The 21,102-nt window shown below is 68.3% G+C and carries 22 protein-coding genes; 9 read left to right on the top strand and 13 right to left on the bottom strand.

Annotated elements, in window-relative coordinates; all coding sequences use genetic code 11:
* Positions 1-85: 85 nt before the first annotated feature.
* A complete protein-coding gene (locus ACFY10_RS39515; RefSeq protein ID WP_390670273.1) occupies positions 86-418 on the top strand; it encodes a DUF2516 family protein in 333 nt (110 codons plus the stop codon).
* A 132-nt stretch (positions 419-550) separates the two neighbouring features.
* Here ACFY10_RS39515 and ACFY10_RS39520 read toward each other — a convergent pair whose 3' ends face one another.
* The 3 genes from ACFY10_RS39520 to ACFY10_RS39530 form a co-directional block, all read right to left on the bottom strand.
* Entirely contained in the window at positions 551-1,858 is a 1,308-nt protein-coding gene (locus tag ACFY10_RS39520; RefSeq protein WP_390670118.1) for a PP2C family protein-serine/threonine phosphatase, read from the bottom strand.
* A 324-nt stretch (positions 1,859-2,182) separates the two neighbouring features.
* On the bottom strand, positions 2,183-3,286 hold the full coding sequence (locus ACFY10_RS39525; protein WP_390670119.1) for an NlpC/P60 family protein: 1,104 nt from the start codon (positions 3,284-3,286) through the stop codon (positions 2,183-2,185).
* Between the two features lie 191 nt (positions 3,287-3,477).
* Positions 3,478-4,290, bottom strand: coding sequence for a class I SAM-dependent methyltransferase (locus ACFY10_RS39530; protein ID WP_390670120.1), 813 nt, complete (start codon positions 4,288-4,290; stop codon positions 3,478-3,480).
* Positions 4,291-4,724: 434 nt separating this feature from the next.
* Here ACFY10_RS39530 and mshA point away from each other — a divergent pair, with 434 nt between their 5' ends.
* The 3 genes from mshA to ACFY10_RS39545 all read left to right on the top strand — a co-directional run bounded on the left by mshA (position 4,725) and on the right by ACFY10_RS39545 (position 8,356).
* On the top strand, positions 4,725-6,062 hold the full coding sequence (mshA, locus tag ACFY10_RS39535) for a D-inositol-3-phosphate glycosyltransferase (RefSeq protein WP_390670121.1): 1,338 nt from the start codon (positions 4,725-4,727) through the stop codon (positions 6,060-6,062).
* Positions 6,055-6,564 (top strand): YbjN domain-containing protein, encoded by a 510-nt coding sequence (locus ACFY10_RS39540; RefSeq protein WP_390670122.1) that lies wholly within the window; start codon positions 6,055-6,057, stop codon positions 6,562-6,564. The genes mshA and ACFY10_RS39540 overlap by 8 nt, the downstream gene beginning before the upstream one ends.
* 136 nt (positions 6,565-6,700) lie before the next feature.
* Positions 6,701-8,356 (top strand): glycosyl hydrolase family 28-related protein, encoded by a 1,656-nt coding sequence (locus ACFY10_RS39545; RefSeq protein WP_390670123.1) that lies wholly within the window; start codon positions 6,701-6,703, stop codon positions 8,354-8,356.
* 39 nt (positions 8,357-8,395) lie between these two features.
* Here the strand turns inward: ACFY10_RS39545 and ACFY10_RS39550 are convergent, their stop codons facing one another.
* The 6 genes from ACFY10_RS39550 to ACFY10_RS39575 form a co-directional block, all read right to left on the bottom strand.
* A complete protein-coding gene (locus ACFY10_RS39550; protein WP_390670124.1) occupies positions 8,396-9,121 on the bottom strand; it encodes an HAD family hydrolase in 726 nt (241 codons plus the stop codon).
* A gap of 3 nt (positions 9,122-9,124) precedes the next feature.
* Entirely contained in the window at positions 9,125-10,186 is a 1,062-nt protein-coding gene (locus ACFY10_RS39555) for a thiamine-monophosphate kinase (RefSeq protein WP_390670125.1), read from the bottom strand.
* Positions 10,183-12,156, bottom strand: coding sequence for a hypothetical protein (locus ACFY10_RS39560; protein ID WP_390670126.1), 1,974 nt, complete (start codon positions 12,154-12,156; stop codon positions 10,183-10,185). Before ACFY10_RS39560 ends, ACFY10_RS39555 begins: the two co-directional genes overlap by 4 nt.
* Positions 12,146-12,700 (bottom strand): dCTP deaminase, encoded by a 555-nt coding sequence (gene dcd, locus ACFY10_RS39565; protein ID WP_390670127.1) that lies wholly within the window; start codon positions 12,698-12,700, stop codon positions 12,146-12,148. Before dcd ends, ACFY10_RS39560 begins: the two co-directional genes overlap by 11 nt.
* Positions 12,697-13,296, bottom strand: coding sequence for a deoxycytidine deaminase (locus ACFY10_RS39570; protein WP_390670128.1), 600 nt, complete (start codon positions 13,294-13,296; stop codon positions 12,697-12,699). The genes dcd and ACFY10_RS39570 overlap by 4 nt, the downstream gene beginning before the upstream one ends.
* 232 nt (positions 13,297-13,528) lie before the next feature.
* Positions 13,529-14,338, bottom strand: a complete 810-nt coding sequence (locus tag ACFY10_RS39575; RefSeq protein WP_390670129.1) for an AraC family transcriptional regulator — start codon at positions 14,336-14,338, stop codon at positions 13,529-13,531.
* Between the two features lie 49 nt (positions 14,339-14,387).
* On the opposite strand from ACFY10_RS39575, the gene ACFY10_RS39580 reads away from it, so the two are divergent.
* The 3 genes from ACFY10_RS39580 to ACFY10_RS39590 all read left to right on the top strand — a co-directional run bounded on the left by ACFY10_RS39580 (position 14,388) and on the right by ACFY10_RS39590 (position 15,818).
* Positions 14,388-14,822 (top strand): DUF2000 family protein, encoded by a 435-nt coding sequence (locus tag ACFY10_RS39580; protein WP_390670131.1) that lies wholly within the window; start codon positions 14,388-14,390, stop codon positions 14,820-14,822.
* 309 nt (positions 14,823-15,131) lie between these two features.
* A complete protein-coding gene (locus ACFY10_RS39585) occupies positions 15,132-15,356 on the top strand; it encodes a hypothetical protein (RefSeq protein WP_390670274.1) in 225 nt (74 codons plus the stop codon).
* Between the two features lie 225 nt (positions 15,357-15,581).
* Positions 15,582-15,818, top strand: a complete 237-nt coding sequence (locus tag ACFY10_RS39590) for a hypothetical protein (protein ID WP_390670132.1) — start codon at positions 15,582-15,584, stop codon at positions 15,816-15,818.
* A gap of 82 nt (positions 15,819-15,900) precedes the next feature.
* Here ACFY10_RS39590 and ACFY10_RS39595 read toward each other — a convergent pair whose 3' ends face one another.
* Entirely contained in the window at positions 15,901-17,154 is a 1,254-nt protein-coding gene (locus tag ACFY10_RS39595) for an MDR family MFS transporter (protein WP_390670133.1), read from the bottom strand.
* A gap of 151 nt (positions 17,155-17,305) precedes the next feature.
* Here ACFY10_RS39595 and ACFY10_RS39600 point away from each other — a divergent pair, with 151 nt between their 5' ends.
* Positions 17,306-18,067 (top strand): phosphoglyceromutase, encoded by a 762-nt coding sequence (locus ACFY10_RS39600; protein ID WP_390670134.1) that lies wholly within the window; start codon positions 17,306-17,308, stop codon positions 18,065-18,067.
* 57 nt (positions 18,068-18,124) lie between these two features.
* Here the strand turns inward: ACFY10_RS39600 and ACFY10_RS39605 are convergent, their stop codons facing one another.
* The gene (locus ACFY10_RS39605; protein ID WP_390670135.1) at positions 18,125-18,901 is read right to left on the bottom strand and encodes a maleylpyruvate isomerase family mycothiol-dependent enzyme; all 777 of its coding nucleotides are present in this window, start codon (positions 18,899-18,901) and stop codon (positions 18,125-18,127) included.
* 298 nt (positions 18,902-19,199) lie between these two features.
* Here ACFY10_RS39605 and ACFY10_RS39610 point away from each other — a divergent pair, with 298 nt between their 5' ends.
* A complete protein-coding gene (locus tag ACFY10_RS39610) occupies positions 19,200-20,330 on the top strand; it encodes an FAD-dependent oxidoreductase (RefSeq protein WP_390670136.1) in 1,131 nt (376 codons plus the stop codon).
* Positions 20,331-20,429: 99 nt separating this feature from the next.
* Here ACFY10_RS39610 and ACFY10_RS39615 read toward each other — a convergent pair whose 3' ends face one another.
* On the bottom strand, positions 20,430-20,678 hold the full coding sequence (locus ACFY10_RS39615; protein WP_390670137.1) for an SCO4226 family nickel-binding protein: 249 nt from the start codon (positions 20,676-20,678) through the stop codon (positions 20,430-20,432).
* Positions 20,679-20,870: 192 nt separating this feature from the next.
* Positions 20,871-21,023, bottom strand: coding sequence for a hypothetical protein (locus ACFY10_RS39620; protein ID WP_185124092.1), 153 nt, complete (start codon positions 21,021-21,023; stop codon positions 20,871-20,873).
* Positions 21,024-21,102: the final 79 nt, after the last annotated feature.

Genomic DNA, 21,102 nt, shown 5'->3' on the forward strand with positions numbered 1-21,102 from the left:
GCCCGTTGTGCGGGTAGCCGGTGTTCGAGAACGGGTACGGTGGCCGCGTAGGAACAAGCCGAGTCTGGTGGTGGACGTAGTGCTGATGCAGGGATTCGCAGGGTTCATGTGGCTGCTGAGCATGGCCCTGATCCTTTTCAGCGGCTTTGCACTGATCGACGCCGCCATCCGCCGAGAGGACGGCTACCGCGCGGCCGGCAAGCAGACCAAGCCGTTCTGGCTGATCATCCTCGCCATCGCCTTCGTGGTGAACGTGCTCTTCCCCATCCTGTCGTTCCTGCCCGTCATTGGCCTCGTCGCCACCATCGTCTACATGGTCGACGTCCGCCCGGCCCTGAAGGGCCTCCCGGGCGGCGGCCGCAACCGCAGAGGCTCAAGCAGCGACGGCCCGTACGGCCCTTACAACGGCGGCCGCTAGTAGCCGCCGCTAAGGGCACCGCCGGCTAGGGGCGCGGGGCTGTATCAATTTGCGGCTCCGCCGCGTGGGCGCGACCAGCCACAACGGACCAGCAGTCGGCACACGACAGACCCCGCAACGGCGGATTCCCGCTCAGGCCCCGCGATCCAAGAGCAGCACTGCAACGTCATCCGTCAGCTCCCCACCATTGAGCTCACGAACCTCGTTCACAGCTGCCCGCAACAACGCCTCCCCGCGCAGCCCAGCGGCCAGCTGCCGCCGCACCATCTCAACCATCCCGTCCTGCCCGAGCCGCTCCAGCCCCGAACCGATCCGGCCCTCGATCAGCCCGTCGGTGTAGAGCATCAGGCTCCACTCCCGCCCCAGCTCCACCTGCATCCGCGGCCACCGCGCACCAGGCAGCAGCCCAAGAGCGGGCCCGTTGTTCTCGTACGGCAGCAGCTCGGCCGTCCGCCCGGGCCGGGCGACCAGCGGCGACGGATGCCCGGCCAGACACAGCCCGGCCCGCCGCCCGTCCGGCGAAATGTCCACCGTGCAGAGCGTCGCGAAGATCTCGTCGTCGGACCGCTCGTGCTCCAGCACCTGCTGCAGCGTCCCGAGCAGCTCGTCACCGCACAGCCCCGCCAGGGTGAGCGCGCGCCAGGCGATCCGCAGCTCCACGCCGAGCGCCGCCTCGTCCGGGCCGTGCCCGCAGACGTCGCCGATCATGGCGTGCACGGTGCCGTCCGGCGTCCGTACGACGTCGTAGAAGTCACCCCCGAGCAGCGCCCGCGACCGGCCCGGCCGATACCGCGCGGCGAACCGCAGCGACGACCCCTCCAGCAGCGGCGTGGGCAGCAGCCCCCGCTCCAGACGGCGGTTCTCCTGCGCCCGCACCCGCCCCTCGGCGAGCCGTCGCTCGGCCGTGTCGGAACGTTTCCTCTCCACGGCGTAGCGGATCGCACGGCTCAGCAGCCGGGCGTCCAGTTCGTCCCGGAAGAGGTAGTCCTGGGCGCCGACCCGTACCGCCTCCGCACCTCGCTCGGCGTCGCCGGACGCGGTGAGCGCGAGGACGGCGTGCCGGGGCGCGAGCTCCAGTACGTGCTTGAGCACGGCGAGCTCGTCCTCGTCATCGCTGCGGCCCGGGGCCGGCAGCGCGAGGTCCAGCAGGATGCAGTGGACGTCGTCGGTCAGCAGCCGCGCGGCCTCGGTGAGGTTGCGGGCGGTGCGGACACGGAGCGGACGGCCGGCCGAGTCCTGCAGTTCGGGTACGACGGTGGCGCCGCCGGGATCGTCCTCGATCAGCAGCAGCGTGAGGTTTGTGGTGGTGGCGGCGTTGTTGTCGACCGTGGCTTCCTTGCGCGGGGTCTGGTCCGTGGAGGTGCCGCCTCGCTGCGCGGCCTGCGCCTGACCACTCTCCGCGGCCGGGATCGCTCTCTGCCGCGGTATGGGTACGGGCATCTTGTTGACTTCCTTCCCTCCCCCCGAGGGCACGCGGAGCGAGAGATCTCGATCCACCGACGGGGACCATAGCGGGTGCCGGCGCCGTAAAGGAATGGCGTAAGCCACGCCGCTTGGAGAGGCGCCAGTGTCATATGCCGCGATCCGTACCGCAGTTGGACAGGAGGGGCGTGGGGCAGGAATGACGAACGTCACGTCCGCTGTGGGTTTGCCGGGGTGTTCGGCGTGCAGTGGGTCACGTGACCGGGCTCTCACAGGCACGGCCCGACCAACTGCCCGTACGCATCCGGCCCGCCCCGCGCTCTGCGCCTGTTCTCCCTGCGCCTATGCGTCCGGCCGCACCACTGCGAGGATCGGCATCGACCCCGCGCCGGTGATCGTCACCGTCCGCCCGGGCCGCGGGGCGTGCACGATCGCGCCGTCGCCGATGTACATCCCGACATGGCTGGCGTCGTCGAAGTAGATGATGAGGTCGCCGGGCCGCATGTCCTTGATGTCGACGTGCTTGAGCTGCTTCCACTGCTCCTGCGAGGTGCGCGGGATGGCGTGCCCCGCATCCGCCCAGGCCTGTGAGGTCAGCCCCGAGCAGTCGTACGTTTTCGGGCCCTCGGCGCCCCATTCGTACGGCTTTCCGATCTGGGCCGTGGCGAACTCGACCGCCCTCTTGCCCTGTTCGGACGCTTTTCCATTGATTTCGTCCAGAATTCCGGAGTCGAGCCAGGCGGTCTGCGCCTTGAGAGCGGCCTCCTGCTCCAGCTTGGCGAGGCGCTCCTTCTCCTTCTTCTCCAGCCGGCCCTCGAGCTTCTCGGCGGCCGCGATCTGCTTCTTGATCTTCTTGCGGGCGGCGTCCTTCGCCTTGCGCCCCGCCTCCAGCTTCTTCCACTGGTCGGCGGCGTCCGCGGCGTACTGCTTCAAGTCCTGCTGGGTGCGGGTCATTTCCGTGATCAGACCCTTGGTCGCGCGCTCGCCCTGCAGCACCCGGCCCGCGCCGTCGAGGAACTGCTGCGGGTTGCTGCTGAGCAGCAGTTGGGCCTCGTCGGGCAGTCCGCCGGTGCGGTACTGGGCGGCGGCCGCGGCGCCGGCCCGCTTCTTCAACTCGTCCAGCTTCTGCTGTCCCTTGACGATCTTCTTCGCCAGGTCGACGATCGCGGCGGACTGCTGCTGGGCCTTCTCCTCGGCCGCGTTGTACGAGTCCGTGGCGACCGCCGCGTCGTGATAGAGCCGGTCGAGCTTCTCGCGGATCGCCTCAAGGTCCTTGCTTGGCGCGGGAGTCGTGGAGGCGGAGGCGGATGTGCTCGAGGAGGGAGATGTGCTTGGGGAGGGCGTCCGGCCGGCGTTCGCGAACGCCGTGCCCGGCGCCGCCAGCACGGTGACCGCGCAGACCACGGTCACGGCCGTCGCGATCAGGCCGCGCTTGCCCGTACCCATACCCTTCCCCCAAACCTGATTTACCGTCAGTAACTTACGATGCCTGGGGGATCGTGCCACGCCGACGCGCAGAGCGACAGAGGTGCACGCAAGTCGGATTTCCCCCCTTCCCCTCGCCGTACGCGATCTCCCCGCCTTTGTGACGAACGACTCAGGGAGATCGTTCCCCGCAGGTCAGGCGTGGGGGCCGGTCAGCCGCGGGGCGCCAACGCCCCCCATGCCACCGTCACTTCACCCTGCCGCCACCGCCCGGCCCCGTCCGTCACCGGCCAGTCGGCCGTCAGATCCCGCACCGCACGGATCCAGCGCTGACGGGCGCCGTACGAGGCGTAGGGCGCGGCGGCGGACCAGGCGCGGTCGAAGTCGCGCAGGAAGGCGTGCACGGGTTCGCCGGGAACATTGCGGTGGATGAGCGCCTTCGGCAGCCGCTCGGCAAGGTCCGACGGCCGCTCCAACGAGCCGAGCCGCGTCGCAAAAGTCACCGTCCGCGGCCCCTCCGGACCGAGCGCGACCCACACATGCCGCCGCCCGATCTCGTCGCAGGTCCCCTCGACCAGCAGCCCGCCACGCGAGGACTCCGTCGCCGGGGCCAGGCGCGCGCACAGCCGCTGCCACACCCCGGTGACCTCGGCCTCGTCGTACTGGCGCAGGACATTGGCGGCCCGCACCAGCAGCGGCCGCCGGGGGATCGGGATCTCGAACCCGCCGTGCCGGAAGACGAGCCCGTCACGCTCGTACGGCTTCGCCGCCGTCACCCGCGCCGGTTCGATCTCGACCCCGACCACGCACGTGCGGGGCGCTGCCACGCGCAGCCGGGTGAGCAACTCGACGGCGGTCCAGGGTGCGGCACCGTAGCCGAGGTCGACGGCGACGGGATCCACAGCGCGCCGCAGCTCGGCGCCGTGCGTGGCCGCGATCCAGCGGTCCATGCGACGCAGCCGGTTGGGGTTGGTGGTCCCGCGCGTCACGGTTCCCACGGGCCGGGTCGTGGCGCGGGACATCATGCCTACGAGGGTATGCGGCGTGCCGGCACAGCTGTGCACGCCGTAGATGTGCCTGATCGCACTCCTCGGCCGGATGCAGGCAGCAGTCGCCCACGGCGGGAAGGGGACGTGTCGGGGGGTGTCCGCCCGCAGCGGCGGGCGTCCACCGCCGGGCACAACCCCACCGGACAGCACCGCCCGACCGAGGACGGACACCCCCCGGCGCGGCCCCGACCCACAACCCACCGCAGGCGCTACACGCACCCCCACCGAACCCGCGGATGCGCCGCAGGCATCGCCAACCCACCCACCCCCCGAACGGTTGAGCGATAAACGGTAATGCCGAGGCAAAAATCACCGCCCCCGGAATGGGAACCAGCCCCTCCGATGTTGCACCCCCTTGGAGGGCGCCCCACACCCTCCCCCAGGCATGCCCGCACAAGGAGGAACGCCACGTGAGCCAGTACGTCAGCAGGCTCGGGCGACGCTCCCAGGCAACGCCCCCGCGGCTCAGGCTCCACCGCCGCCCCCGCCGCGTCGCCATGCTCTCCGTGCACACCTCACCGCTCCACCAGCCCGGCACGGGCGACGCCGGCGGCATGAACGTATACATCGTGGAGCTCGCGCAGCGCCTCGCCGCGATCAACATCGAGGTCGAGATCTTCACGCGCGCGACCGCGGCCGCCCTCCCTCCGACCGTCGAGCTGTCCCCGGGCGTCCTCGTCCGCCACGTCGACGCGGGCCCGTACGAGGGCCTGGCCAAGGAGGAGCTCCCGGCCCAGCTGTGCGCCTTCACGCACGGCGTGATGCAGGCCTGGGCGGGCCACCGCCCCGGCTACTACGACCTGGTCCACTCCCACTACTGGCTCTCCGGCCACGTCGGCTGGCTCGCCGCCCAGCGCTGGGGCGTCCCCCTGGTCCACGCCATGCACACCATGGCCAAGGTCAAGAACGCCAACCTGGCCGACGGCGACAGCCCCGAACCCGCCGCCCGTGTCATCGGCGAGACCCAGATCGTCGAAGCGGCAGACCGCCTCATCGCCAACACCTCCGAAGAGGCCGACGAACTCGTACGGCACTACTCCGCCGACCCCGGCAAGGTCGCCGTCGTCCACCCCGGCGTCAACCTCGATCGATTCCGCCCCGCCGACGGCCGCGCCGCGGCCCGGGCCCGCCTCGACCTCCCGCAGGACGCCCTGATCCCCCTCTTCGCGGGCCGCATCCAGCCCCTGAAGGCCCCGGACATCCTCCTGCGCGCGGTCGCCGTCCTCCTCGACGAGCGCCCCGAGCTGCGCTCCCGCATCGTCGTCCCGATCGTCGGCGGCCCCAGCGGCAGCGGCCTCGCCAAGCCCGAGGGCCTGCAGAAACTGGCGTCCCGCCTGGGCATCGCGGACGTCGTCCGCTTCCGCCCGCCGGTCGGCCAGGACCAGCTCGCGGACTGGTTCCGGGCCGCCTCGGTCCTCGTCATGCCGTCCTACAGCGAGTCCTTCGGCCTGGTCGCCATCGAGGCGCAGGCAGCGGGCACACCGGTGCTCGCGGCCTCGGTCGGCGGACTGCCGGTGGCCGTGCGCGACGAACAGACCGGTTTCCTCGTACGAGGACACAATCCCGCCGACTACGCGCGCGTACTGAGCGATTTCGCCGACGACCCGACGCTCCCGTCCCGCATGGGCGCGGCCGCCGCCCGGCACGCGCAGTCCTTCGGCTGGGACACCGCGGCCGCCGCGACGGCGGACGTCTACACGGCCGCGATCCAGTCGCACCGGCGTCGCGTACGCTCCCACCATGGCTGATGGAGACAAGGCAGCGCAGGCGGCCCAGGTCGTCGAGGATGTCCTGAAGGACGCCGAGCTCGAATGGGAGAGCCCCGCTCCCGGCAACTACGTCGTACAGCTCCCCGGCACCCGCAAGCTGAAGACGACCGTCTCCCTCCTCGTCGGCCGCCACTCCCTCTCCCTCAACGCCTTCGTCATCCGCCACCCCGACGAGAACGAGTCCGGCGTCCACCGCTGGCTCCTGGAACGCAATCTCAAGCTGTACGGCGTGAGTTACGCGGTCGACCAGCTGGGCGACGTCTATGTCGCAGGCAAGCTCCCCCTCTCCGCCGTCACCCCCGACGAGATCGACCGCCTCCTCGGCCAGGTCCTCGAAGCGGCGGACGGCAGCTTCAACACACTCCTGGAACTCGGCTTCGCGTCCGCGATCCGCAAGGAGTACGAGTGGCGGGTGGCGCGGGGGGAGTCGACGCGAAACCTGGATGCGTTCACGCATCTGACTCAACGCCCCACCGACTGACCCCTCCTGACCTCTTCCTGACCCCTTCCCTTTCCTGACCCCTTCCCTGCCCGACCGAGCAGTGGCATGCTCACGGCCAACGCACATCTGAACGTCGTTCACATCCATGAAATCCGATATGGAAGGACGCACGGCCATGGGCAATCCGCACCTCACCAGACGGGCCCTGCTCGGCGGCGCCACGGCCGTGGCGGTCGGCGCGGCGACCGGTACGGCACGGGCAGCCACCTCCGAAGTCCCGTCCCTCTGGCGGGAGTTCACCCGCACCCCCTTCACGCACCCGCAGATCCCGTACGTCGGCCGGGCCGGCTGCCTGCGCGGGGCGGCGCGCTTCCCCCGCCGCCCCGCCGTGGCCGACGTACGCGACTACGGCGCAGTGGCGGACGGCTCGACCGACTGCGCCCCCGCGATCAACCGTGCCGTCGCCGCCGCCGGAAGGGCCGGCGGCGGCACGGTCACCATCCCGCCCGGCACCTTCCGCATCGACGACGTGATCCGGATCGGACACGACAACGTCGTGCTGCGGGGCGCGGGCAGCGGCCGTACGACCCTCTGTGCGACGAAGAACCTCACCGAGCTGATCGGCGCGTACGGCTCCCGCTACGGCGGCACCAAGTCGGCCTGGTCATGGGCGGGCGCTCTGGTCTGGCTGGCGCCCACGGCCCGTTGGGACTCACTCGTCGCGGCCATCAGGGCGAAGGCCTGGCCCTTCGAGGGCTGGACCGGCAACAAACGGGACGAATGGGAGACCCTGACGCCCGTCGAGCCCGCGCGGCAGGGCGCCTGGACGGTGAACGTCCCGGACCCCTCCCGCCTTCGCCCGGGAGCCCTGGTCCTCCTCCGCATCGCCGACGACCCGGCCCACACCCTCCTGCAGCACATGTCGGGAGGCGGCCCCGGCCCGGCGGCGTACTACTGGGAGGACAAGACCAAACTGCTGTCGTACGTCCCCTACGAGTGGCCCGTCCGCATCGCACACGTCCACGGCCATGCCGTCACGCTCGAACGCCCGCTCCCGCTGGACCTGCGTCCGGAATGGAACCCCCAATTCACCACACACGTACGTGAGTTGACCGGCTCCGGCGTCGAGGGCCTCACCCTCCGGGCGATCCCGACCCCGCAGTCCCCGCACCTCCTCGACAAGGGCTACAACGGGGTCGTACTCCAATGTGCGTACGACTGCTGGGTGGACGACGTCACGGTCCGCGACGTGGACAACGGCTTCGGCCTGGTGGCCGCGTCCTCCTGCACCCTGCGCCGCACCAGGGTCGGCGGCCGCGGCGAACACCATCCCTACTTCTGCCGCGAGGGCTCGCACGACAACCTGATCGAGGACTTCACGATCGAACAGCGCACGGTCCCGGCTCCGGAGGGGACGCAGCTGCACGGCATCAATGTCGAGGGTCTGTCGTCCCACAACGTCTGGTCGCGCGGAGAGATGCAGATGGGCACCTTCGACTCCCACCGCGGCCTGCCCTTCGCGAACGTCCGCACCGACATCACCGTCAACAACAACGGCCGCCACGGCGGCGACGCGAACGCGGGCCCCCTCTACGGCGCCCGCTTCACCCACTGGAACATCCGCGTGACCAACGGCAGGGCAGGCCTGGTGAAGATCGACGCCCTGGCCCCGTACTCCGCGACGGTCGGCGTCAACGAGGTCACGGAGTCCGACCAGATCGACGTGCCCGACTTCACCGGGGATCTGCATGCGCGACTGGAGCTGTATCCCACGACGGACGCGGTCCGGCCGGGCAATCTTCATGAGGCACAGCGGTGGCTGATCCGATGACCTCCTGACGTGCCTTCCGTCCGGGGTGGGGAACGGCCATCAGCTCAGGCGTGCAGCGCCCCGGCCGTCACCCGACGCTGATGACCCCGCTGGTGCGCGCAGGTCAGGAGACGGCCATCGACCGAGTACCCGGCGCAGCGCAGGCACGTCAGTGAAGAGGCGGGCCGTCCAGCCCGCGCGCACCGCGACCTCGACGTTCCGCGTGTCGTCGTCGAAGAAGAGAATGTCGGCCCGGCGCCAGTCGGCGCCTGCGATCAGGTGCCCGACCTGTTGGAAGAACTCGACTTCCGACTTGGTCAGCCCCATGTCGGCCGAGTAGAAGATGGACGTGAAGTAGCGCTGAAGCCCTAGGTTGTGCCACAGGTAATCGGCGCGGTACTTCTCCTGGTTGGTGGCCAGGAACAGCCTTCCGTGCGTGCGGTCCGCCCATTCGGTGATGGCGTCAAGCACCTCGTGATCAACCTCGGAGTGATTGCGAAACCAGTACGTCGTCAGCTCGTCGACGGACACCGAAGGACGAATCCGCTGCAGGGAGGAGGCAAGTTCCTCCCGCAGATCGGCCTGACCGGAGACAATCTGCGACCACTTCTTCCTGAAGAACTCGTCGTGCAGTTGCTGTGGATCGATCCCGAGGTCTTCCCGCAGGCGGGCATACCAGGCGGTCCCCCGGTTCTGCCCCCGTACATGTACCAGTACTCCGTCGATGTCCAGGACGAGGGCCGGAGCGCACATCCGCTCTTCCGTTGTGCCATGGCAGGTCTGCACGTTTCAGTCCCTCTTCAGTGGCTCGGTGAGCGAACGCTCAGTGTCTGTGAAGTAGTTCCATCCCTCGGGAACGAACGCCGTCGGCGGCCCGTCCGGCGTGGACAACCAGATCCCGTTCCCGTACGTCACTGCCCCAATCGGGTGGAGGCCGTGCTCGCGCAGCGCGCTCAGGACACCGTCGGGGGTGTCGGCACGCAAGGTACCGACCAACGAGAAGTCGTGCCCCGGTCCGAGTGCCAGTTGGCAGGCGTCGACACCAGCGGCCCGGGCTACGTGCAGAACCGCATCAGGTATGTGCATCGCCGTCGGGTCGATGTCGAAGCGGACGTCACTGGCTTCGGCCAGCTCCCACAGCGTCTGACCGAGCCCATCCGTTTGGTCCATACAGGAGGTGCAGTAACCGCTGGTCGCCAGTGCTCGGCCGAGTTCCACCATGGGCGGCCGGTAGCGGAGCAGTTCGTACAGCTCTGACCGGATCTCAGCGGGTACCTCATCCGCTCCGGGCTTCCCCGCCAACACGTGGAATGCCGTCGGCGTCATGCCTGCTGGACGTGATGCGAAGACGATGTCCCCCACCTTGGCACCCCTGCGTAACAGCACCTGATCCTTCGGACAGATGCCCACGATGGTTGCGGAGCAGCTGAGTTCGGGGCTCGAGCTCATGTCGCCGCCCTTCACTCGGCAGCTCAGGGGGCGGGCCACGTCCAGGACGCCCTCGCACAGGCTCCGAAAGTCCGCGACGCGCATGTGCGCCGGCAGTGCGGTGTTCAGGAGCAGAAGTACGGGCTCACCTCTGCAGGCGGCAACATCGCTGATGTTGAGTGCGGCGAGGTGCGCACCGAATCCCCGGTAGTCGATCAGGCCGTGGGCGAAGGCGATGAGGTCGGCGGGAACGCGGTCGGTGCTCAGCAGCGCCGCTCGGTTCGGTGGGGGGACGTAGACGGCGCAGTCGTCGCCCACACCGTGAGGATCTGCCTGGGGGTTGAACAGCGGGCGGATGAGATCGCGGACCAGCCGCTTCTCGCCCCACTGGCTTATGGTCTCTCCTCTTTGCTCTGTCCTCATTGGCTCGTCACATTCCTGTCGATGAACTTGAGTGCTTCAACCAGAGCGGCCTCGATGACCTCCTGTGTGGCGCCGCGCAGCGGTTGGCCGAGAAACGGCGGTTCCTGGAAGCCCAGCAGTGACCAGGGTCCGTTCTGGACGTCCTCGGTGAAGGAGTCCAGCGGATCGAGGGTCAACGAAACGATGTGGGTCGATTTCAGCCTGCGCGCCAGGGCGTGCAACTCGGCGGCGATGGCGCCGTTCCGGTCCTGGAAATTCCTCAGGTAGTTGCGGGAGAAGAGCAGGATGGCGGCATCCGACTGGCCGGCGTACGACGCTCCGTTCTCGTTGGGCCCGACCCCCAGCCCGTGGAACTCCTTGACAAACGCGAAATAGCGGCGCCTACGGTCGTAGAGGAGGCGCAGAACCGCCTGCATGGTGGCTATGTCGTCCCAGCAGAACGAGATGAATACCGCGGGCCCCGTGAACCCTTGTACCGTGCGCGTGTCATCGGTGACGGTGGACAGCCTGGTCTCGGCATCTCGCACGACCGCCGCATGGTACAAGGCGGCCCGCGTCTCCGGCTCGCTCTGCTGCTCGGCGATCCAGTTCATCCGATTCCGAGGGACGAAGAGCAGGATGTTGCGCTGTATGGGCGAGTTCCACAACTCCTCGAAGAACTGACTGACGTGGCCGCCGGCCCGTTCCAGTGGAATGGTGCCGCCCAAGAGTCTGTACGGTTCCGCTCGGACGCGCACGGACCCCTGCTTGTACAGGGTGTGTTTCTCCTGGTCCCAGTATGTGTCGACGTAGAAATCGGAACGCAGTTTGGCCACTGACCCGGCGCTGGGCATCTGCGGTCGTTCGGCCCAGTAGTACTGGTAGTCCATTCCTGGCGCGTCCATGAGCTCCATGGCGTGCCGGACCCCGAATGGAAGCCGTTCCGACTCCCGGCGGCTGCGAAAATCCATGAGCGCCGACAGGAAAAACTCGTCGTCCAGGCGGTTGAACCCGTTGGCCGTCAGTGAGCCGTCGGGAGCATCGAATATCTTCTCCATCAACTTGGGCTGTCGGCGGAGAAAATAGGAGAGAACGACGGCCAATAGCGTGAACCGGAAACGGCTTTCGGGTGCGGAGTAGACCTGGGAGCGGAGTATCGCCCGCAGCATGAGGAAGTTCGAGACGGGGCCCTTCTCGTCGAAGATCGGTCCGTCTTCGTCATAGGTGATGATGGAGCTGACCACCTGCCCCATCGAGGTCAGGCTCCCGACGCCGATTGTGTGGTGGGCGTCGCGGTGGACATAGTCCAAGCGGTCGGCGTCCACCACTCCGTCCAGGATGTTGCGGAGTGCCGCCAGCGGCGCGCTGGGAACGATGTCGCCGATCCGGATTCCAGTGATCAAATGCGCGATCAGGTCGATGTCGAAACGATCCGCCAGTTCGCCTCGGTTCCCGAACAGATCGATCACGCCGTGCAGGGTGAAGATATCTTTGTGTCCGAGGTCGTGACCACTGATGTCAAGGTCCTCCAAGACTCTGCCCACGACGGAGGTGTCGGCTTGGAAGAATAAATCTGTGGCGGCCTTGAAGGGGAGTTCGCCAATATCCTGCAGCAGCCCGCTTATGACTATGTGCTCGCCGACCGAGCAAATGAAGTCGGTATCGCTCCTGTGTTTCTTGGACAGTTCTTTCAGACTGGTCCGCAGAGCACTGATCGCTGCGCTGTCGAAGAACTGGTTCCGATGCAGTTGTCGCAGTACCTTCAGGGCCGAGTGTGCCGTGCCGATGGCGTGGGCGAATCGTGTGTGATTGGCTGACGGGAAGGCGTACGAACCGAATGGCAGTTGCTGAAGGTGGCGGAGTCGCTGGAGTTCGGGAGACTCCAGCAGGATGGGAAGTATGTCCTCGCTCCGGAAGAGTCTGGGGTCGGAGAGTTCTATCGGCCCGTGTACGGCGTCGAACATGGGCGGCAGGGCGCGGTCATTCGACATGTTCGTCTCCTGCGCCATTGGATAGGGGCGTGAAATCGCGGTGGATCAGCGAGGGAACGGGTCCTCTGCTGCCCTGATATTTTCCCTCGTACAGGTCGATGGGGCCCTCGGGCACCCAGAAGGTGACCTGACCGATGAGCATTCCGGGATAGACCCTGACCGGCTGTACCGCGAAGAGTTGCAAGGTGAGTTGCCCGATGGAGCCGATGTCGATCAGATCGGCTGTCACATGGACGAAGAGCCCCAGTCTGGCCGAGGAGGACCGGCCCTTGATGATCGGTACATAGTGTTCGCTTCCCATGATTTCCGCGGTGTGGCCGAGATGAATTCGATCGGACGCGAGAATGTGTCCGGCGGATCTCAGCGGTATGTCTTCCGTGTCTTGCGGGATCCGTGGGTCGAGGACGTAGTTGGTGTATACCTTGAGCGTGTCCCCGAGTCGGAAGTTGTAGCTGTTTGGATTGAGTTGCCGATCATCGAAGGGGTCGATCGTGATGCGCCCCTTCTCAACCTGTCGACGTATTTCACTACCGGTGAGTATCACGGCTGGCCCACCGGTTCTCCGCTGTTTTCTGCGACCATGCCCCTGGCCGAGTAACGGCATGGCCGGGGTGCGTCATGGTTCGCGTACTCGCCTTGGTACAGGTCCCGGTCGCCGGTCGGATGCCAGAACATGACTTGGGCCACCCGCATGAATGGATAGAGGACAATAGGCTGGACCGCGTATAACTCCAGCGTCCAGGCGTGAATGGCTCCGATGTTCCCCATGTCGGCGTTGAGCTGTACGAAGAGGCCGAGGCGGCCCACGGAGGAACGGCTGATGAGGCAGGTCACGTGTCCGTTTCCGCCAAAGCGTTCCACGGTTGAGCCCAGGCAGAGTGTATGAGGACGGAGAAGGTGACCATGAGGCGGTATCGTGATCGTACGGAATTCTGAGTCGGGACTCCATTCGTCCCGCTGGAGTAACCTCTCTGATAGGTGCACGTTGTAGCTGTTCGGGTTTATGTGACGATCGTCGAACGGTTCTATGGCCAAACTCCCGTCGGCCACCGATCCCCTTATCGCTGCACCTGTCAATATCACCGTGCCCCCCATCGGCGAGACTGGCTGCTCCGGACCACGGTAAGTGCCTGTAACCATCCGTGTACATATGGCAACCGCGTCATGGGTGGGTCCGTGTCTTTCAGCCCGTCCGGCGTTTGAGGACGAGGCCGTTCAGACCGATCGTGGTACGGGGCGGAGCCCCGGTGGGGTCAGGGGCGGAGCCCCCGGCGGGGTCGAAGGGGCGGAGCCCCTGGGGGATGGGACGGGTAGGGGCGGCGGGGGCGAGGAAAGGCCGTCCGAGGGAGGAGTCGGGGCCGCCGTACGGTGATCAGTTGCGCCCCGTCCGCGCATACCGCCCCGGCGTCACCCCCACCAACTTCCGGAAATGCCGGGTGAGATGGGACTGGTCGAAGAACCCGGTGGCGGACGCGACCTCGCCCGGCGACCGGCCGTCGAGGAGGAGCCGTCGGGCGCGGTCGACACGGCGGGAGTTCAGGTACTGGTGCGGCGCGATGCCGTATGCCGTGCTGAACGCCCGTACCAGATGCGCGGGATGGGCATGGACGAGCCCGGCGGCCTCGTCGAGGGTGAGACCGTCGACGACACGCTCGTCGAGGAGTTCGCGCAGACGCCGGGCGAGGGCGGGATCCGTACGGGGGACGTCGGCGGTGGTGCGTGGCCGCAGATGGGCACGCAGCCGCCGGCCGATGAACATCAGCCTGCTCTCGGCCTCCAGCTCGTCCCCGGCGTGCGCGAGCGCGGTGTGCAACTGGCCGACCCGCAGCCGCAGCGCGGGATCGCGCAGATCGGGCCGGTCGACGGCGGCCCCGATGAGTCCGTCGGGCAGCTGCGTTCCGTCGAGATAGAGGACCCGCTTGCGAAAGCCGTGCGGCGTGGCGGGGGACCCGTTGTGCGGGACGTGCGGCGGAAGAAGGGTGACCGTGTCGAGCGGCGTCCCGTGCTCATGCCGGTCGAGGTCGTACCGCACGGCCCCGTCGTCCACGATGAGCAGCGTCCACGCCTCGTGGACGTGCATCGGGTAGGCGTACTCGGTGAAGTGCGCGTGGAAGACCTCCACGACGCCGGGTATCCGGGGGCGCCAGGCGGAGACCTCCTGCTGGGGGCGCTGAGCGGCCATGCAAAGAACGTACAAGACGGGGTGCTACGACGGTCGGCAGTCTCGGTGCATGAGCAGCACGAGTACTGAACCCATCCGTTTCGACACCAAGATCGCCGTCCTGCTGCGGGAGGACCTGGAGCCCTGGCAGCGGCTGAACGTGACCGCGTTCCTGGTCAGCGGGCTGGGGGCGACGGTTCCCGAGGTGATCGGCGAGCCGTACGAGGACGCGGACGGCGTCCAGTACCTGCCGATGTTCCGCCAGCCGGTACTGGTCTTCCAGGGCACCAAGGAGACGCTGACGGCGGCCCACGGCCGGGCGCTGTCCCGCGCCCTCCCGCGGTCGGTCTTCACGTCCGACCTGTTCACCACGGGCAATGACCGCGACAACCGGGCGGCGGTACGGGCCGTGGGGACGGGGGAGCTGGATCTGGTGGGGATGGCGGTCTACGGGCCGAAGAACGCGGTGGACAAGGTACTGAAGGGTGCGCGGATGCATCCGTGACCGAATCTGCACAGTGAATGCGCAACCGTGACGCGAGTGGGTTCTGTTGGTGCGGAGTTGTCCAGTTCGGAGCGGCCGGGGCAATACCTGTCGGCTTCCTGTGCAGCGGTTGCTGTAGAGAAGCTGCCCCCAATTGGTGTGCATGCCCACACGGTTCGGTGGCAGACCGTTTCAAAGGCCCTGCTGCGGGGGCCTGTGCACTGGATGCCGGACACGCTCCGTGGTTTGATCCTGCGCACCGAGCCCCGCCTTCTGTCCCCCGCGGGGCCGCTCCCCCTCTGGCACATCCATGCGAAGGGCAGTTTCACCATGAACTCCGCTCCCCAGGTTCAGACCCTCGAGATCTCCGACGCCGAGCTCGACAACGTCTCCGGCGGCCTGAGCCCGCAGATCTCCCTCACCGCCGGCTCCACCACGCTCAGCAGCGCGGACGCCCTGGCCGAGCTCGACTCGCTCAAGGCGACGGCCCTGGGCAGCCTGGGCGGCACCCTCGGCGCCCTTCCGCACCAGGTCGGCCTGAACGCCAGCTTCTGATCGCCCGGTCGGCGACCTGACCGCCGGCACCGATCGACAGCCACGGCAACGAGCCCTCTACCGGTGGAGAACCACAGGTGGGGGGCTCGGTCGTGTCTCCTGCGACTCCAACGCGGGTGGCGCCATGTGCGCCGCATTCGGGTGCATGTGTGCACGGCAGTGCTTCTCGCACGGGGGCTGGGCGGCATACCTCCGGCAAGCACACACCTACCGAAGGAGACGCTCATGCGTGCACCTACCGTGCTGGCCGCCATCGCTCTGGCCGGGACCGTTCTGTTCGGAGGCGCGGCCCAGGCCATCGCCGACAACAACGACGACGTGCCCACCAGCGACGTGGGCAACGTCATGGGCAACGACAGTGGCGATTTCGGGCCCGCCTCTCATGGCAAGGCCGATTTCGACTCGGGCGCAACTGGTTTCGGCAAGGCCGGGGGCACTTTCGACTGGGCCACCGGCCGCTGACCGCCGGGCCACGCTTTCGTTCCCCGCCCCGCACCGTGACGCTCTCGGTGCGGGGCGGGAATCTTTACGCGGCAGACACCCCTCAGCCCGCCCCGACCTCCGCTCCGGCGGCGGCCGGAACCGCTGCCGCGGGCTCCGCCGCGGGAAGCCGCCGCATGAGGGCGCCGTATCCGAAAGCCGCCACCGTGCCGACGACCGCGCACAGCCCCCACAGCCACTCGGCCCCGAACCGGTCGATGACGAGGCCGGACATCAGCGGGGCAACAAGCGCGGCGAGAGACCAGGACAAGGTGTACACACCCTGGTACCGCCCACGCCCGTGCACGGGCGACAGCCGAACGACCAACCCCGTCTGCGTCGGAGCGTTGACCATCTCGCCCAGAGTCCACACGCACACGGTGAGCGCGAAGACGCCGACCGACCCGGCGAATGCGGTGAGCCCGAAGCCGTACCCGGCCAGCAGGGACGAGACCACGAGCAGCCGCCTGGGATCCCGACGCTCGATGAACCGGGTGACGGGGATCTGCAGCGCAACGATCAGAACACCGTTGACGGCGATGGCCATGCCGTAGTCGGCGGGCGTGTACCCGGCCTGCCCCATGGCGACGGGCAACCCGACGGACCCCTGCTGAAAGACGAGGGCGACCAGGAACGACAGCCCGACGACACCCATGTACCGCTTGTCGCGGACGACGGCGCCGAGGCCGATGTCCTCCCTCGCCCCCTTGGCAGTACTGGCGGCCGGCCGGGATTCCGGCAGCTTCAGAAAGACGACGACCGCGCAGACGGCCGTCATCCCGGCCTCGATCAGAAACCCGGCGAGATAGCTGAACTCGGCGATGAACCCGGCGGCCATGGAGGAGACGGCGAACCCGAGGTTGATGGCCCAGTAGTTGAGGGAGAACGCCCGCACCCGGTCCTCGGGCCGCACGATGTCGGCCATCATCGCCTGGACGGCGGGCCGGGAGGCGTTGGACGCCATGCCCACGAGGAACGCGACAGCGGCGATGGCGACTGGGTCGTGCACAAACCCGAGCAGGGCGACGGAAACAGCGGTGGACGACTGGGCGATCAGCAGGGTGGGCCGCCGTCCGAGCCGATCGGTCATCACGCCGGCACCCAGCGAGGACACGACTCCGCCGAGCCCGTGCAGCGACGCGACGAGACCGGCGTAGGAGGCGGAGTACCCGCGGTCGACCGTCAGGTACAAAGCCATGAAAGTGGCAACAAAAGCCCCGAGCCGGTTGACGAGGGTGCTGGTCCACAGCCACCAGAACTCGCGGGGCAGTCCGGAGACGGTCTCCCGGGTGGCGCGTCTCAGACCGACGACTGACATCGAAATCCCCCATGGACGTAAGTGGCGCAGACAGCAAGCACAACTTACGCACGGGCCGACGTCCCCGACCACTCAATTAACAGATGCCGTCAACTGTCCGCCTGCTGGGCGGGCACCCTGTGGCCCGAATGCGTGGATTACGCTCTGGGACATGGCCGACGCACCGTACAAGCTGATCCTCCTCCGCCACGGCGAGAGCGAGTGGAACGCGAAGAACCTGTTCACCGGCTGGGTGGACGTGAACCTGAACGAGAAGGGCGAGAAGGAGGCAGTCCGCGGCGGTGAGCTCCTCAAGGACGCCGACCTCCTCCCCGACGTGGTCCACACGTCCCTCCAGAAGCGCGCGATCCGCACCGCGCAGCTCGCGCTGGAGTCCGCGGACCGCCACTGGATCCCGGTCCACCGCAGCTGGCGCCTGAACGAGCGCCACTACGGCGCCCTCCAGGGCAAGGACAAGGCGCAGACCCTCGCCGAGTTCGGCGAGGAGCAGTTCATGCTGTGGCGCCGCTCGTACGACACCCCGCCCCCGCCCCTCGAGGACGGCACGGAGTTCTCCCAGTCCGGCGACCCGCGCTACGCCTCCATCCCCCCGGAGCTGCGGCCGCGCACGGAGTGCCTGAAGGACGTCGTCGTCCGCATGCTCCCGTACTGGTACGACGGCATCGTCCCGGACCTCCTCGCGGGCCGCACGGTCCTGGTCGCGGCCCACGGCAACAGCCTCCGCGCCCTGGTCAAGCACCTGGACGGCATCTCGGACGCGGACATCGCGGGCCTGAACATCCCGACGGGCATCCCCCTGTACTACGAGCTCGACGCCGACTTCAAGCCGGTGACGAAGGGCGGCAAGTACCTCGACCCGGAGGCGGCTGCGGCGGCGATCGAGGCGGTCAAGAACCAGGGCAAGAAGAAGTAAGCCGTACCTGTCAAGGCCCCTGCCTGCGGGTTTCCCGTAGGCAGGGGCCTCATGGGTTTAGCCCTCCGGCTCCCAGGCCTCAAGCAGGTCGAAGAGTTCTCGGTCGCCGTCGAGCTTCAGGGAGTCCGCCGGAATACGGCCGTACAGGGCGAGGACCAGCTGATCGGCCGTGCCTCGGAGGCGGAGGGAGGCGTCGGCAGCGGGCATCGTGCCGGGCGCGGGGAGGCGAGCGGTCCGTGCGCCGTCGGCGGAGAGCGAGAGGCGCCAGGAGCGGCCCTCGGAGGCGTGGAAGTCGACGGCAGCGGGCTTGTGCGGCCAGGCACTTGTCGTTGCGACGCAGGTGAACAGGAACTCGTCGACACCGTCGAGCGCCACCTCGTCCGGCAGCGGCTGCGGGGCACCTACGGTGATCTGGGCGTCGTACGTGTGCACCGCCATCTGCTGGAGCTGGTGCCGAGCTACGGCACCGGAGGTCTGCGGCGACTGCGACGTCCCCCACCACGTCCAGCAACCGCGATCCGGGCCGGCCTTCCGCAATGCGTCCACCAGTTGCTCCGTGGACTCCGCCAACCAGGCCAGCAGGGCCTCGCGCTCCCGAGGCGCGGCCGGGGCGCCCTCCGCTGCGGACTTGGCCGGAGCAGGCCCTGCGGCGACGGTGGCGGCCCAGTCGCGGCGCCCCTCGCCGATGTGCTGCGCCAGATCGAACAGCGTCCACTCGGGGCAGGTCGGCACCTGCACGTCGAGGCTGGGTGCGGAGGCGACCGCGGCGCGGAAGGCGGTCGATCGTTCGTCGATCAGTCGCAGCAGAACGGCGAACTCAAGTGTCGTTGTCACTGTGACTATCTATCACCGCAGTCCCACCATCCGACAGCGATTTTCACAGCCGACGCAACGGGCGTGCGGACCTCAGCTCTTGACGGCCTCTGCGGCGAACACCCGTGAATCCGGGATCAGTTGCGGCACGGGCTCGGCCCTGTGGACATCCGGCGGGCTGTCGGTCGGATGTCGGCGGCTGTCGATGGGCTGTCGGTGGCTGTCGGGCGGATGTAGGTGGCTCGTCGGCGGGGGCTGACAGCTTTCGAGGCACGGCCGACCGGAGCTCACCGGGCGGCCCGATCCCGAAGGAGCCACCATGCACACTCCCGTCACGATCATCGGCGCCGGACTCGGCGGGCTCACACTGGCCCGCGTTCTGCACGTTCACGGCATCCCGGCCACCGTCTACGAGGCGGAGCCCTCCCCGTCGGCGCGCGCGCAGGGCGGGATGCTCGACATTCACGACTACAACGGGCAGCTCGCCCTCCAGGCGGCCGGTCTGATGGACGAGTTCCGCGCCATAGTCCTGGAGGGCCGCGAGGCGATGCGGGTCCTCGAACCGGACGGGACCGTGCTGCTCGACAAGGCCGACGACGGCACGGGCGGACGCCCCGAGGCGATGCGCGGCGAGCTGCGGCAGATGCTGATCGACTCGCTCCCGGCCGGCACCGTCCGGTGGGGACACAAGGTCGCCGACGTCCGTGCCCTCGGCGAGGGGCGCCACGAGGTGGGCTTCGCCGACGGCACCACCGTCGTCACGGGCCTGCTGGTCGGCGCGGACGGTGCGTGGTCACGGGTTCGGCCGCTGCTCTCCGACGCGGTGCCCTCGTACGCCGGCACGTCGTTCGTCGAGACCTACCTGTTCGACGCCGACACCCGGCACCCTGCCTCCGCGAAGGCGGTCGGCGGCGGGATGATGATCGCGCCCTCGCCGGGCAAGGAGATCTTCGCCCACCGGGAGAGCGGCGACACCCTGCACACGTACCTGGCGCTGGCCAGGCCGCTGGACTGGTTCGCCGCCATCGACTTCACCGATGCCGCCGCGGCGACCGCGCGGATCGCGGCGGAGTTCGAGGGCTGGGCACCGGAACTCACCGCGCTGATCACCGACAGCCACACCGCGCCGGTGCTGCGCCCCCACTACACCCTGCCGATCGGGCACCGGTGGGAGCGGGTGCGGGGGGTGACCCTGCTCGGCGACGCCGCCCATCTCGCGACCCCCAACGGCGAAGGCGCCAACCTCGCCATGCTCGACGGCGCCGAACTCGGCAAGGCCCTCGCTGCGCACCCCGACGACACCGAGGCCGCACTCGCCGAGTACGAGCAGGCCATGTTCCCCCGCAGCGCCGAGGCCGCCACCTTCGAAGGCGTCGAGGTGCAAGGGATCGACTCCGACGGCAACACCGCCCGCGGCCTGATCGGCATGTTCGTCGAGAAGGGGCAATGAGAGGCCGATGAGACACCAATGAGCCAGGCCCCCTGCCCGCGTACTCCCGCAGGCAGAGGGCCGTTCGAATATTTCGTATTTCGAAGCTGACGTGCTGCGTCAGACGGACAGCGGCACCGGATGCACCTCGTCCGCCTTGTGCCCCGTCCGCTCGTGGATGCGCTGGACCGCCTCTGCCGAGGGGGCCTCCGAGAGGCAGTAGACCGTGCCGGACTCGGGGTCGGCCCAGGCCTTTTCGAAGTGGACGCCCTCGTCCTTCTCTATGGCGAGGTCGGCCTGATGGGCCTGTTGCAGCTGGTCGGCCGTGATGCCTTTCATCCCGTGGTGTACGTCCATGAACTGCGCCATGGCATCGCACCTCCTTCCGATGCCGACTCTTTTGCTCCCACTGCTTCCATGCTGCGCTCGTACGGCGTCCGGGTCGACCGCGGCAACATCCGGCACCCCCACCCATGACGAAGGGTCCCGGCACAATCACCGGGACCCTTCACCGCCGTAACAGACCGGCTGACCGCCTTGATGGACCGGCGTCGTACGCCGTCAACCGCACTGACAGGGATTGCCCGACTGGCACCCGCAGCCGCAGCCCGAGCCGCAGCCGCACGCGCCGAAGAGCGGGAGGCTCTTGATCTCGGCGGGCTGGTCCGTCTCGCGCTCCTGCGTCGGGTCGGGCGTGGTGGGGGCTTCGGCCATGGGTCCTCCTGGAGGCCTGAGGGCTGGTGCCTTTGCCCATTGGATGCCCGCCCCGCCGGGCGCATCAACGGCGCACTGT

This window comes from Streptomyces sp. NPDC001401 (assembly GCF_042895385.1).
Lineage (GTDB): Bacteria > Actinomycetota > Actinomycetes > Streptomycetales > Streptomycetaceae > Streptomyces.